General features: G+C 65.4%; 12 protein-coding genes. 6 read left to right on the forward strand and 6 right to left on the reverse strand.

Annotated features, from left to right (window positions below; genetic code table 11):
• Positions 1-36 precede the first annotated feature (36 nt).
• Positions 37-318: a hypothetical protein gene (locus U1H99_RS05010; RefSeq protein ID WP_323140639.1), complete on the forward strand. Its 282-nt coding sequence runs from the start codon at positions 37-39 to the stop codon at positions 316-318.
• Between the two features lie 52 nt (positions 319-370).
• Here U1H99_RS05010 and U1H99_RS05015 read toward each other — a convergent pair whose 3' ends face one another.
• Positions 371-616, reverse strand: coding sequence for a hypothetical protein (locus tag U1H99_RS05015; RefSeq protein WP_323140640.1), 246 nt, complete (start codon positions 614-616; stop codon positions 371-373).
• 124 nt (positions 617-740) lie between these two features.
• Complete coding sequence (locus U1H99_RS05020) at positions 741-1,634, reverse strand: LysR family transcriptional regulator (RefSeq protein WP_323140641.1); 894 nt, start codon at positions 1,632-1,634, stop codon at positions 741-743.
• Positions 1,635-1,773: 139 nt separating this feature from the next.
• Here U1H99_RS05020 and U1H99_RS05025 point away from each other — a divergent pair, with 139 nt between their 5' ends.
• Positions 1,774-2,214, forward strand: a complete 441-nt coding sequence (locus U1H99_RS05025) for a PACE efflux transporter (RefSeq protein ID WP_323140642.1) — start codon at positions 1,774-1,776, stop codon at positions 2,212-2,214.
• On the opposite strand, the gene U1H99_RS05030 is transcribed toward U1H99_RS05025, so the two are convergent.
• From U1H99_RS05030 to U1H99_RS05040, 3 genes are all read right to left on the reverse strand, one after another.
• Positions 2,193-2,519 carry a hypothetical protein gene (locus U1H99_RS05030; protein ID WP_323140643.1) on the reverse strand — a complete coding sequence of 109 codons (327 nt, stop codon included), beginning with the start codon at positions 2,517-2,519 and terminating at the stop codon, positions 2,193-2,195. The two genes, U1H99_RS05025 and U1H99_RS05030, sit on opposite strands and share 22 nt — an antisense overlap.
• Positions 2,520-2,600: 81 nt before the next feature.
• Complete coding sequence (locus U1H99_RS05035) at positions 2,601-4,982, reverse strand: TonB-dependent receptor plug domain-containing protein (RefSeq protein WP_323140644.1); 2,382 nt, start codon at positions 4,980-4,982, stop codon at positions 2,601-2,603.
• An 81-nt stretch (positions 4,983-5,063) separates the two neighbouring features.
• Positions 5,064-5,801, reverse strand: coding sequence for an SDR family oxidoreductase (locus U1H99_RS05040; protein ID WP_323140645.1), 738 nt, complete (start codon positions 5,799-5,801; stop codon positions 5,064-5,066).
• 95 nt (positions 5,802-5,896) lie between these two features.
• Between U1H99_RS05040 and U1H99_RS05045 the strand changes: the two genes are divergently transcribed.
• Positions 5,897-6,670: a cupin domain-containing protein gene (locus tag U1H99_RS05045; RefSeq protein ID WP_323140646.1), complete on the forward strand. Its 774-nt coding sequence runs from the start codon at positions 5,897-5,899 to the stop codon at positions 6,668-6,670.
• 12 nt (positions 6,671-6,682) lie between these two features.
• Positions 6,683-6,805: a helix-turn-helix domain-containing protein gene (locus tag U1H99_RS05050; protein WP_323140647.1), complete on the forward strand. Its 123-nt coding sequence runs from the start codon at positions 6,683-6,685 to the stop codon at positions 6,803-6,805.
• A gap of 15 nt (positions 6,806-6,820) precedes the next feature.
• On the opposite strand, the gene U1H99_RS05055 is transcribed toward U1H99_RS05050, so the two are convergent.
• A complete protein-coding gene (locus U1H99_RS05055; RefSeq protein WP_323140648.1) occupies positions 6,821-7,879 on the reverse strand; it encodes an AI-2E family transporter in 1,059 nt (352 codons plus the stop codon).
• Between the two features lie 178 nt (positions 7,880-8,057).
• On the opposite strand from U1H99_RS05055, the gene U1H99_RS05060 reads away from it, so the two are divergent.
• A complete protein-coding gene (locus U1H99_RS05060; RefSeq protein WP_323140649.1) occupies positions 8,058-9,551 on the forward strand; it encodes a glycoside hydrolase family 30 protein in 1,494 nt (497 codons plus the stop codon).
• 185 nt (positions 9,552-9,736) lie between these two features.
• A complete protein-coding gene (locus U1H99_RS05065; protein ID WP_323140650.1) occupies positions 9,737-12,436 on the forward strand; it encodes a TonB-dependent receptor in 2,700 nt (899 codons plus the stop codon).
• The last annotated feature ends 17 nt before the right edge of the window (positions 12,437-12,453 follow it).

Genomic DNA, 12,453 nt, shown 5'->3' on the forward strand with positions numbered 1-12,453 from the left:
AGGGGCAGGGAAAACCCCAGCCATGGAGGAGGACGTATGAAACGCATGTTTGCATTGTGGCGCGTGGTGGCAGGCCAGGATCTGCGCCTGCTGTGGTTCGCCATCCGCCATGAACAACGTCCGGTGTGGCTGCTGCCCGGGCTGGCGGTGCTCGGACTGTTCGCCGTCGAGCCCTTGAATTTCACCTTGCCGGTGCTCGGCGCGGTCGACGAGCTCATGATCGTGCCGCTGGTGCTGCACAGCATGGCAAAAATGCTGCCCGCCCACGTGCTCGACGGTTTTGCGCATGCTTATGCAGGGCGCCGGCGCCGCATCTGATCACAACCGCGCAGCGCCCGCGTAAGGGGCGTGCGCGAGGAAAGCCGCTGACTCAGCGGCTGTTCGAGCCGGTACCGCTGTTACCGGTGCCGGCGTTATTGCCCATCGAGTTGTCGGCGCCACCGCCATTGCTGCCGTTGGTGCGATCCGTGGCGTTGGCGATATCCGCCCGGGTGCCGCTGGCCGTCGATCCCATCGACGAGCTGCCGGTGCTGCTTGAATTCATGTCGGTCGAGCTGCAGGCTGCCAGGCCCATGGCCATCAGACCGGCAATCAGTACGCTTTGATAAGTTTTCATGATTGCTCCTCTCATTGGTATGTAAGGCAATCATGGACGCGCTCGGCAGTGCTTAGAATAGGATGAGTGCAAGTCGACGTGTAGGACGTGCCGTACGATCATCCAACGATGACCGGATCATCCGTTACCTGCCCGTTTCCCGGTATGCGCCGAACACCTGCTCCATGAAATCCACGACCGCCCTGACACGCGCGCTGGTACGCAAGCCGCCGTGCATCGAGAGCCAGATTTCCTGATCCAGCTCGGGAATATGCGGCATCACGGCGACCAGATTCGGCGCGTCGTTGGCAAGAAAGGTCGCCAGCACACCCAGGCCGGCGCCATGGGTCACGCCGTCGAGAATACCGAGCCCGTAACTGCACTTCATCCATGGCGCCGGTGCGCCCGGCAGTGCGCGCAGCCAGCGGTCGGACTGAAACTCCGCGCGTGGCTCGTCGAAACCCACGAAGGGCACGCTCGCCCATTCCCGATCGGCCAGCGCAGCGGCATGGCGCGTCGCCACATCCCGGCTGCAGTACAGCCCGAAGGACAAGGTGCCGATGCGGCGCGTGACGAGGTCGAGCTGTTCGGGACGGTAAGGCCGGATCGCGATATCGGCTTCCCGGCGCGTCAGGCTGTAGGGACGGTGGGAGGTGATGATTTCGACCTCGACGTTGGGAAAGGCGTCATGAAAGCGCGCAAACCGGGTCGTCAGGAAATACGATAGCCACTCGTCGGTATTGATCCGCACCAGGCCCGACGCCGCATGCGCATCCTGGCGCTCGCGCGTGCGCTCGACGTCCAGCGCGATCTCGCCCATCTGGCCGGCCAAGGCGATGACATCGGTACCGAACGCCGTTGGGATGCAACCGCCCTGGAAGCGCTCGACGAGCTTGTGGCCGACCGCTTCCTCGAGGTCGTCAAGCCGGCGCGAGAGCGTGGCCGGGCTCAGTCCCGCCTTCCTGGCCGCCCCCCGCAAGGTCCCTTCCTGCGCGATGAGGGCCAGCAGCCGCAGGTCATCCCAGTTCAGTTGTTTCATATTTGAAGCACGATGTCTCGATTTTGCCTGTATGCATACATTTATCGAGTATGCGATCATGTTTTCGAAACGTCAATCGCGCATCCGGGCAAAGGTCGTACCGATAAGTCCGCGAGCGCAGTCAAGAAAGAACATCTACATGCGTACATTCCGAGATCGCGTCCGCCACGCACTCCTGTTCGAAGCGGTGGCGCTGGCCATCTTCATTCCCGGATCGGCAGTGGTCTTCGACCAGCCGGTGCAGCACATGGGCGTGATCGGCATCGCCTCGGCGACTGTCGCCACGATCTGGAACTTCCTGTTCAACGCGGGGTTCGACCGCGCCATGCTGCGCTTGCGCGGCAGCGTCCACAAGACGGTGGCGATCCGGGTCGCCCATACCTTCCTGTTCGAGGCGGGACTGGTCGCCATGCTGATCCCGATGATTGCGTGGTACCTGGGCATCGGCCTGTGGGCGGCGCTGCTGATGGATATTGCGATCGTGACGTTCTATCTGGTGTACGGCTTCCTGTTCAACATCGCATACGATCGTGTGTTTCCCGTCGTTGCGACGGCGGCCTACGGCACTGGAGGGGTGTAGCTCCCATCCGCCACCTCGAAATGCGCCACCGTGGCCGGCCGGGTCAGCAAATACTGGTCATCCAGCGGAAAATAACGCGCCCGGTCGATCGGCTCGCCCGCGAACGCCGCGATCGCCTCCAGCGAGGTCCAGTAGCTGTGGGTCACGATCTCGCTGCGCGTGGCATCCAGGTGCCGGGTCGCGATCGCCGCGCCCAGGTTGCCGGGTGTCGCGGCGTACTGGGCCAGTCCGGTGTCGCGGACATAGGCGACATACGCGTCGAGCTTGTCGCGGCGGACTTCGGCCCGCCATTCGCGCAGAATCATGATCCTCTCCGGTTATCAGGCTGTTACCAGCATAAGCCACGCTGCCGGTAACAGCCAGGTCAAACCGGCCGGATTACACGATCAGAACTTGTGCGACAGGCGCGCGAAGTAGGCCGCGCCGTTCAGGCCGAACTGCAGGCTCTCGTACTTGAAGCCGTTGTCGGTCTCGTCCGCGTTCTGCGTGGTCGGATGCACGTTGAAGATGTTCGTGCCGCCGACGGTCAGCTTGGTCTTGTCGGTGAACGACCAGGTGAAGGCCAGGTCGGCCGAGGTCTTCGCTTCGTAGTGCTGGTTCGGTACCGGCGGACCCGAGAAGGTGCCCAGGGTCTGCGGACCGTAATGGACGATGCGGAAGTCGGTTTCCAGCTTGCCCAGCAGGTAGTCGAAGTCCAGCGTGGCCTTGCGGCGCGGGCCGCCCTGTTCGATGAACAGGCGCTCGCGCTCGGACAGCAGCACGTCTTCGTAGCCGGCCAGCGCGGCCGGGGCGTGCACGTCCTTGACTTCGGTCCTGCTGAAGTTCATGGCCAGGAAGGTGGTCAGGCGGCCGCCGCCCAGGGCGGTGCGGTGCGAGGCGGTCAGGTCGAGGCCGCGCGTGCGGGTGTCGATCGAGTTGACGAAGAACTGGGCCTGGCCGACGCCCAGCGATTGCAGCACGCTGCCCAGCGCCGGGTAATTGTCGGCGTCGAAGCGGCCGGTCAGCACGATGCGGCCGTCGATATCGATGTCGTAGAGGTCGGCGGTCACCGAGATCGACGGGGTCGGGGTCCAGGTCGCGCCCAGCGTGTAGCTCTTCGATTTTTCTTCATGCAGCTTCGGGATGCCGGCCGCGTTGGCGACGTTGCCGCCGTTCGGCGCCAGCACCACGTCCATCGGTACGCCGCCGATGAAGTCGGTGAAGGTCGACGAGAAGTAGACCTGCTGCAGCGACGGCGCGCGGAAGCCGGTGCTGGCGGATGCGCGCAGCAGCACGTTGTTGGTGGCCTTGAACGAGCCGGCCAGCTTGCCGGTGGTGGTCGAGCCGAAGTCGGAGTAGCGCTCGTGGCGCACGGCGGCCTGGAGCTTGGTGCGCTCGGTCAGGTCGGCTTCGAAGTCGAGGTAGGCGGCGCTGCTGTGGCGGTTGCGGTCGGTGGCGTCGCCCGGCTGGAAGCCCGGGAAGCCCTGGCTGCCGCCGGCGCCGCCGGCACCCACGCCGTCGGCGTCGATGTAGGAAGCCGGTTCGCCGGCGAAGATCTTGTAGTTCTCGGCGCGGTATTCGAAGCCGAAGGCCGCGTTCAGGCCGCCCAGCACGTCGGGGTAGAAGCGGCTGAAATCGGCGTTGGTGGTCAGCTGGCGGAACGCGAAGCCGCCGGCGTCGAATTGCGAGGGGCTGATGCCCTTGCCGCCGTTCAGCAGGTCCTGGTTGGCGAGCGAGGCGTTGAGCGTATGCGCGATGGTGTAGCGCATGCGGTTGTAGCCGTAGGTCTGCGAGAAGTCGCCGGCCCATTCGCCGAAGCGGGCGCGGTAGCCCAGGGTGGCGTAGCGGTCGTCGACGTCGCCGTTGATGAAGGGGACGAAGCCTTCCGGGTACATCGCGGCCGAGTTGCGGGTCGGGATGTCGTCCGAGCCGATGCCGCCGCGCGCGAAGGCGGCCGAGGAGGCGTCGCGGGTCTGGGCGCCGGCGGTCAGGTAGAGCTTGCCGGGACCGACCGGGAATTCGCCGTTCACGTACAGGGTCTCGTTCCTGCTCTTGGTATCGCCGATGATGCGCGGGCTGTCCGGCTCGGCGCGGTTGGAGCGGCCGCGGTCGTAGTATTCGCCGGTGATGCCCAGCACGCCGCTGCCCACGGCCACGCCGCAGTAGGCCGAAGCCAGCCAGTTCTTGCCGTCGTGCTTCGAGTATTCGCCGAAGCCGACCACCGATTCGCAGCCCAGGCTCTTTTTCAGTTCGACGTTGATCACGCCGGCGATCGCGTCCGAGCCGTACTGGGCGGCGGCGCCGTCGCGCAGCACCTGCACGTCCTTGATCGCCAGCAGGGGCAGGGCGTTCATGTCGGTGCCGGTGTTGCCGCGGTTGCGCGCGCCGAACAGGTTGACCAGGGCGGTGGTGTGGCGGCGCTTGCCGTTGACCAGCACCAGGGTCTGGTCCGAGCCGAGGCCGCGCAGGGCCGCGGAGTCGACCAGGTCGGCACCGTCGGCGCCGGTCTGGCGCGTCGAGTTGAACGAGGGCGAGATGTTGGCCAGCGACTGCGCCAGGTCAAACTGGCCGCCTTGCTCGGCCACCTTGGTCATCGGGATGTAGTCGACCGGGACCGGGGTGTCGGTGGACGAGGTGTTGCCGACGCGGCGCGAGCCGACGACGCTGACGCTTTGCAGGTTGCTGTCGGCGGCGGGGGCGGTCTGCGCGAAGGCGGCCGGGGCGGTGGCCACGGCGGCGCTGCCGTAGGCGGCCAGCAACACGGCTTGGCGGATGAGTTTGAGTTTCAAGGTTGCGGCTCCAGGGAAAATTGAATCGTAATCAATTACCTCAAGAGCAACAAACTAAACGTCTCATAACTGCAACAGAACTCAGGTTTGCGCCGTCGGCCGGATCACGATATCGCCGATATCGACGTCGGCAGGTTGCGCAATCGCGAAACAGATGGCGCGCGCAATCGATTCGGGTGCAATGGCGATGGCGTCCTTGGCTTGGAGGCTCGCATCGCGCAAGGCGCCCGGTGGCATCGCATTGCTGAAATCGGTGCGCACATAGCCTGGCGACACGCCGGTCACGCGCAAATGCGCACCCGCTTCCTGCCTCAGCCCTTCGAGCAGCGTGCGCACCGCATTCTTGGTGGCGGCATAGACCGCCATGCCGGGCACGACACGCAAGCCGGCGGTCGACACGACGGTCACGAAATGGCCGCTGTCCTGCCTGCGGAACACCGGCAGTGCCGCGCCGATGCCATGCAGTACGCCTTTCAGGTTGACCTCGATCATCTCGTTCCAATCCGCTTCGCGCAGTTCGTCGAGTGGCGATATGGGCCCGACGCCCGCATTCGCCACCAGGACGTCGAGCCGGCCGAAGCTGGCACAGGCATGGTCGACCAGTCCCTGCATCGATGCGCGGTCGCGCACATCGGTCTGCCGGCAGACGGCGCTGCCGCCCGCGGCCGCGATCTCGTCGGCCACGGCCTCGAGCTGATCCATCCGGCGGGCACCCAGCACGAGACGGGCGCCATGGCGTGCCAATTCCAGCGCCGTGGCCCGGCCGATGCCGCTGCTGGCCCCGGTGATGGCCACGACTTTACCGCTGACGTTTTCCATGTTTGCTCCTTTATTGATTGGTAGGAGCAAGATACTTGGGCGATAATGTCGTTTCTATATAGATCAGTTCATATTTTTGTCGCGATCGTACGGATATGCGGGATAGCCTCAGCGAAGTCTTGAATTTGCTCGACATGCGCAGTGCGCGCTGCACGCGTTTCGAGGCCGCCGGCCGCTGGGCACTGCGGTTTCCGTCCAAGGCCGCCATCAAATTTGTCGCCCTCCTGCGCGGCAGCTGCTGGATCGTGCACGGCGAACGGGCGCCGATCGCCTTGCACAGCGGCGACACCTTCCTGCTCACGCATTCGCCGGCCTATGTGCTGGCCAGCGATCCCGATCTGCCGGTGGAGGACGGTACCGAGGTCATCGACTGGACGCGCTCGGATACCGGGCGCTATGGCGGCGACGACGTGATCATGATTGCCGGCAGCTTCAGGATCAATCCGCTGCACCAGCACCTGCTGACGCAGGCCTTGCCCAAGCTGATGGTGATTCCGCGCGATGCGCCCTCGGCGCCGGTCCTGAGCCGGACCTTGCAGATCCTGGAAATCGAGTTTGCCGACGCCGGTATCGGCGCCGCACTGATGCGGCATCACCTTGCCGACATGCTGCTGGTGCAGCTGCTGCGGGCTTTCTCGAAACGGGAAGGGCGCTGCCCGGACGACGAACGCCGGACCGACTGGATCGGCGCATTGGCGCATCCGCGCCTGGGCGCCGCCCTGGATGCCATGCACGGCGAGCCGGCACGGCGCTGGACGGTCGCTGCGCTTGCAGGCATCGCCGGCATGTCGCGCACCGCCTTCGCCGAGGCGTTTCGCCTTGCCGTGGGCAGTACGCCGATGGACTACCTGCTGTATTGGCGCATGTAGGTTGCCGAGGATTTGCTCGACCGCGGGCAAAGCGCGGCGCAGGTTGCCAACGCGCTCGGCTATGCTTCGCAAAGCGCCTTCGGCGTGGCCTTCAGGCGCGTCAAGGGACGCTCGCCGAAAGGCGCCATCCCTTGAGCCACTGTACTGCGCTCACTCCTGGTGGAATTCCTCGGCCGTCGCAAACAGGTCCCACACCGCGATGAACAGCGCCGCGATCATCGGGCCGATCACAAACCCGTTCAGCCCGAACAGCTCCATGCCACCCAGCGTCGAGATCAGCACCAGGTAGTCCGGCATCCTGATGTCCTTGCCCACCAGGATCGGGCGCAGGATGTTGTCGACCAGGCCGATCGCCAGCACGCCCCAGGCGATCAGCGCCACGCCCTGCCAGACCGAACCCGAGACCAGCAGGTAGATGGCCACCGGCGCCCACACGATGGCCGCGCCGACCGCCGGCAGCAGCGACAGGAAGGCCATCACCACCGCCCACAGCAGCGGCGCCTGGATGCCCAGGAACCAGAACGCCAGCCCACCCAGCGCGCCCTGGACGATGGCCACCAGCACGTTGCCCTTGACGGTGGCGCGCACCACGGTCGTGAAATTGTTGAACAGGCGCTGCTTGTACTTGCGGCTCAAGGGCACCGTGCTACGGATTTTCGCGGCCAGCCCCTTGCCGTCGCGCAGCAGGAAGAACAGCAGGTACAGCATCACGGTCATGCCGACCAGGAAATCGAAGGTGTTGCGGCCGGCGTTGATGACCTGGCGGGCGGCGGTCTGGCTGATCTGCGAGGCGGCGTCCTGCAGTTTTTGCTGCAGCGTCGACAGCGAGGTCAGGTCGAAGCGTTCGAGCAGGCTGGTCACCCAGTCCGGCAGCACGCTCATGACTTGCCGGAAGTAGGCGCCGACGTCGATGTGGCCGGAACTGATCATGCTGTACACGCCGGCGGCCTGCTGCATCAGCGAGCCCGTGATCAGCGCCACCGGGATCAGCACCATCACGATGATCGACAGCAGCGTGAGCAGGGCCGCCACCGTGGGCTTGTGCTTGGTCTTGTCCAGCAGCCAGCGGTACAGCGGCTCGAACAGGATGGCGAACACCACGCCCCAGAACACGGCCCCGGAATAGGGGAACAGGATCCAGAAAAACCCGATCGTGATCAGGGTCAGCAGGAGCAAGAAGAACTTTTGCTGCAGGGTAAATTGGTTCATGAATGCCAATAATGTAATTTGATTAATTTGATTACGCTCATAATAGTGCATCTGCCCCGCTGGGGTGCGTTCATATTGACATCGTGAACACAGGTGCTATAGTGGCCGCCAATAATTTGGCAACGTTTCCAATCGCTGTTCGGAACGCGGCCATGCATAACAATCCACAGGAGACACGATGTCGATTCCGACCCCGGACGGGCGCCCCCGCGCGCTCGCGCCGCTGTTTGCTTCACTGCTCGCTTCACTGTTCGCGCTGGGGCAGGGCGTGGCCACGGCGGCGCCCGCAGGCGCGGTGCAGGCCTGGATCACCACCGGCGACCAGACCAAGCTGCTGTCGCGCGAACCCGATGCGCAGTTCGGCGCGGCGGCCTCCGCCGGTGCCCAGGGCGCCGTGATCGAGATCGATCCCGCCACCCGTTACCAGCAGATGGCCGGCTTCGGCGCCGCCATCACCGACGCCTCCGCCTACCTGATCGAACAGCGCATGACGCCGGCGCAGCGCGGCGCCTTGATGCAAGAACTGTTCGGGCGCGTTACCGGCGACGCCAAGCGGCCCGACGGCATCGGCCTGTCGTTTACCCGGCTGACCATCGGCGCCTCGGATTTCTCGCGCAGCCACTACAGCTTCGACGACATGCCGCCGGGGCAGAGCGATCCGCAGCTCGCCCGTTTTTCGCTCGATCCCCAGCGCGACACCGTGCTGCCGGCGGTCAAGGCCGCCCTGAAAATCAACCCGCAACTGAAGGTGATGGCCTCGCCCTGGAGCGCGCCGGCCTGGATGAAAAGCGGCGGCAGCCTGGTGCAGGGCACGCTGAAACCCGACGCCTACGATGCCTTTGCGCGCTACCTGAACCGCTACGTCGACGCGATGAAGCGTGAAGGCGTGCCGATTTCCGCGCTGACGCTGCAGAACGAGCCGCACTTCGAGCCGGACAGCTATCCCGGCATGCGGGTCGACCCGGCCAAGCGCGCCGCCTTCATCGGCGGCCATCTCGGTCCGCTGCTGGCGCGCGCCAATCCCGGCACCGCCATCTTCGACTGGGACCACAACTGGGACGAGCCGGAATCGCCGGCCATCGTGCTGTCCGATGCGCGCGCCGCCAACTACGTCAGCGGCATCGCCTGGCATTGCTACGGCGGCGACGTGCGCGCGATGGGGCGGCTGCATGCCCTGTTCCCGGCCAAGGATGCCTGGTTCACCGAATGCTCGGGCGGGCGCTGGTCGCCGGACTGGGCCAAGAACCTGCAGTACTTCACCAAGACCCTGGTGATCGACACCACCCGCGGCTGGGCGCGCGGGGTGCTGTTCTGGAACCTGGCGCTGGACCAGGACGACGGTCCGCACCTGGGCGGCTGCAAGGATTGCCGCGGCGTGGTGACCATCGATGCGCGCACCGGCGCGGTCACGCGCAACGTCGAGTATTACGCACTCGCGCACGCCAGCCGCTTCGTGCTGCCGGGGGCCTACCGAATCGCGTCCAGCGAAGGGGACGGGGTGCTGCCGAACGTGGCTTTCCGCAACCCGGACGGCTCGATCGCGCTGCTGGTGGCGAATGGCGGCGCGGCGCCGCGGCAGGTGGCGGTGCGCGTTGCTGGACGCGGCTTCGCCTACACCCTGCCGGCCGGGAGCGTGGCCAGCTTTACCTGGCAGGGCACGGCGCAGCCCTGACGGCAGCGTTGGGGGCGACACCGTGCGGGCTGGATCGACGCACGGTGTTGCGCACACGCACAACCCTTCTTGACATCGAATTAACAGCAATACAATAATGTGCCGCAATTTGGCAACGTTTCCAATTTCACCGCGTCCGATTTTGGCAACGTTTCCAACCCTCATAAAAATACTGGAGACATGACATGGCCTATCAAGGCAACAAGCGCCACCCGCTTTCCGTGACCCCGATCGCCGCCGCCTGCGCCATGCTGCTGTGGAGCACGGCAGCCCTGGCGCAGGAAGATACCCCGGACACCGCGTCCAAGGTGGTGGTCACCGGCATCCGTGGCAGTATCGAAAGCTCGATCGCGATCAAGAAGGACTCGGATTCCATCGTCGAAGCGATCACCGCCGAAGACATCGGCAAGCTGCCCGATTCCTCGATCGCCGAATCGATCGCGCGCCTGCCGGGCCTGACCGCGCAGCGCGTGGCCGGGCGCGCCCAGGTGATCTCGCTGCGCGGCCTGGCGCCGGACTTCGGCGTGACGCTGCTGAACGGCCGCGAGCAGACCAGTACCAGCAACGACCGCAGCGCCGAATTCGACCAGTACCCGTCCGAACTGCTGGGCGGCGTCACCGTGTACAAGACGCCGGATGCGGCGATGACCGCGGCCGGCCTGTCCGGCACCATCGACCTGCGCGCGGTGCGCCCGCTCGACCGGCGCGAACGCACGATCGCGTTCAACGTGCGCGGCGAGCATAACGGCAACGGCAGCATCAACTCGGGCTGGTCGGCCAACGGCGGCCGCGCCTCGATCTCCTACATCGACCAGTTCATGAACCGCACCCTGGGCCTGGCGATCGGCTACGCCCACCTCGATTCGCCGGGCCAGCAGAAGGAATACAAATCGTGGTGGTGGGGCCAGAACAACAAGCTGCCGCCGGGGAACGAGGACGTCACCGCGCTGAAGGGCGCCGAAGTCACGGCGACCTCGCGCAAGCAGGTGCGCGACGGCCTGATGGCGGTGATCGACTACAAGCCGAACCGCGACCTGCGCTCCGTGCTCGACCTGTACTACTCGCAGTTCGACCAGAAGGAAATCATGCGCGGCATGATGTGGAATTCGGCCGATACCGTCACCTATACCAACCCGCAGATCTCGACCATCGGCGGTACTCGCCTGCTCACCGGCGGTAATATCGTCAACCTGGAACCGATCGTCCGCAACGACTACAACGCGCGCAAGGACAAGCTGTTCGCCGCCGGCTGGAACACCAGCCTGCGCCTGGCGAACAAGTGGAGCGCCGACGGCGACCTGTCGTATTCGTCGGCCAAGCGCCGCGAGACCACTTCCGAGACCTATGCCGGCCTCGGCAAGTCCGGCTCGGGCGCGGCCGACAACAACTTCGGCTTCCAGATCCCGACCGGCGCCGGCCTGCCGACGTTTACGCCATCGAGGGACTTCACCGACCCAGGCATCATCAAGCTGGCCGACGTCGGCGGCTGGGGCCACGACGCCACCATGCACCACCCGATCGTCGAGGACAAGCTGAGCGCGGCCAAGGTGAACGTGAAGCGCGAGCTGGACGGGTTCTTCCGCGACTTCCAGGGCGGCCTGAGCTACTCCCGGCGCGAGAAGTCGCACGAGGACGTGTCGCAGCGCTATGCCCTGAAGAACAACCGCGCGCTGACCACCGTGGATGGCGACATCATCCAGCCGACCACCTCGCTGGCCTGGGCCGGCATCCCGGGCGTGCTGAGCTTCGACCCGCGCGCGGCCCTCGACCGCTACTACGACAAGATGCCGGTCGATACCGACGTTGCCCAGCAGGACTGGGGCGTCATCGAGAAGCAGACGCTCGGCTATGCGCGCCTCGGCATCGACACCCAGCTCGGCCGGGTGCCGGTGCGCGGCAACGCCGGCGTGCAGTACGTGCACGTCGACCAGCAGGCGCGCGGCAAGGCCGTCAACGGCGGCGTGATCACCGACCTGACCGGCGGCACTTCGTACAACGACGTGCTCCCCAGCCTGAACCTGAACTTCGACCTCGGCGAGTACGTCGGCGACACCTACCTGCGCTTCGGCGCCGCCAAGACCGTGGCGCGGCCGCGCATGTCGGACATGCGCGCCGGCATCGGCGCCGGCGTCGACGCCACCACCCGCATGTGGAACGGCGGCGGCGGCAACCCGAACCTGGAGCCGTGGCGTGCCAACTCCTACGACCTGTCGCTCGAGCATTACCTGGGCAAGGGCAGCTACGTGTCGGCCGCCTACTTCTTCAAGGACCTGAAGAGCTACATCTATAACCAGCAGCGCGAGTTCGACTACACCGGCTTCCCCAACCCGAGCACCGTGGTCCCGATCCAGAACATCGGCACCATCAACCAACCGGCCAACGGCCAGGGCGGCTTCGTGCGCGGCATCGAACTCACCGCTTCGCTGCAGTTCGGGATGTTCACGCAGCGCCTGGACGGCTTCGGCGTGCAAGCCAGCGCCTCCGGCACCGAGAGCTCGATCCACCCGAACGGGCCGGGCACCTCGGAAAAGCTGCCGGGCCTGTCCGGGGTGGTCGCCAACCTGACCGCGTTCTATGAAAAGAACGGCTTCTCGGCCCGCGTCAGCGAGCGCTATCGCTCGAAATACCGCGGCGAAGTCACCGGCCTGTTCGCCCAGCGCGCCTTCAGCGAAATCCTGGCGGAGAAGCAGATCGACCTGCAGATCGGCTACGAATTCCAGGAGGGACCGTACAAGAACCTGTCGTTCATGGTGCAGGCGAATAACCTGAACAACGCGCCTTACCAGACCATCCAGGGCAGCCCGTTCTCGAGCGGCGCCTATGCCCCGGAACGCTACACGACGTATGGCCGCCAGGTGCTGGTCGGCCTGAACTACAAGCTGTAAGCTGGGTATTCGAACAA

This window comes from Massilia phyllosphaerae, from assembly GCF_034659755.1.
GTDB lineage: Bacteria > Pseudomonadota > Gammaproteobacteria > Burkholderiales > Burkholderiaceae_D > Telluria > Telluria phyllosphaerae.

Bases quoted from the DNA above. Each gene is read 5' to 3' on its own strand.
- U1H99_RS05015 (WP_323140640.1), bottom strand. From the start codon at position 616: ATGAAAACTTATCAAAGCGTACTGATTGCCGGTCTGATGGCCATGGGC.
- U1H99_RS05040 (WP_323140645.1), bottom strand. From the start codon at position 5,801: ATGGAAAACGTCAGCGGTAAAGTCGTGGCCATCACCGGGGCCAGCAGC.
- U1H99_RS05060 (WP_323140649.1), top strand. From the start codon at position 8,058: ATGTCGATTCCGACCCCGGACGGGCGCCCCCGCGCGCTCGCGCCGCTG.
- U1H99_RS05065 (WP_323140650.1), top strand. From the start codon at position 9,737: ATGGCCTATCAAGGCAACAAGCGCCACCCGCTTTCCGTGACCCCGATC.
- U1H99_RS05030 (WP_323140643.1), bottom strand. From the start codon at position 2,519: ATGATTCTGCGCGAATGGCGGGCCGAAGTCCGCCGCGACAAGCTCGAC.
- U1H99_RS05055 (WP_323140648.1), bottom strand. From the start codon at position 7,879: ATGAACCAATTTACCCTGCAGCAAAAGTTCTTCTTGCTCCTGCTGACC.
- U1H99_RS05045 (WP_323140646.1), top strand. From the start codon at position 5,897: ATGCGGGATAGCCTCAGCGAAGTCTTGAATTTGCTCGACATGCGCAGT.
- U1H99_RS05025 (WP_323140642.1), top strand. From the start codon at position 1,774: ATGCGTACATTCCGAGATCGCGTCCGCCACGCACTCCTGTTCGAAGCG.
- U1H99_RS05010 (WP_323140639.1), top strand. From the start codon at position 37: ATGAAACGCATGTTTGCATTGTGGCGCGTGGTGGCAGGCCAGGATCTG.
- U1H99_RS05020 (WP_323140641.1), bottom strand. From the start codon at position 1,634: ATGAAACAACTGAACTGGGATGACCTGCGGCTGCTGGCCCTCATCGCG.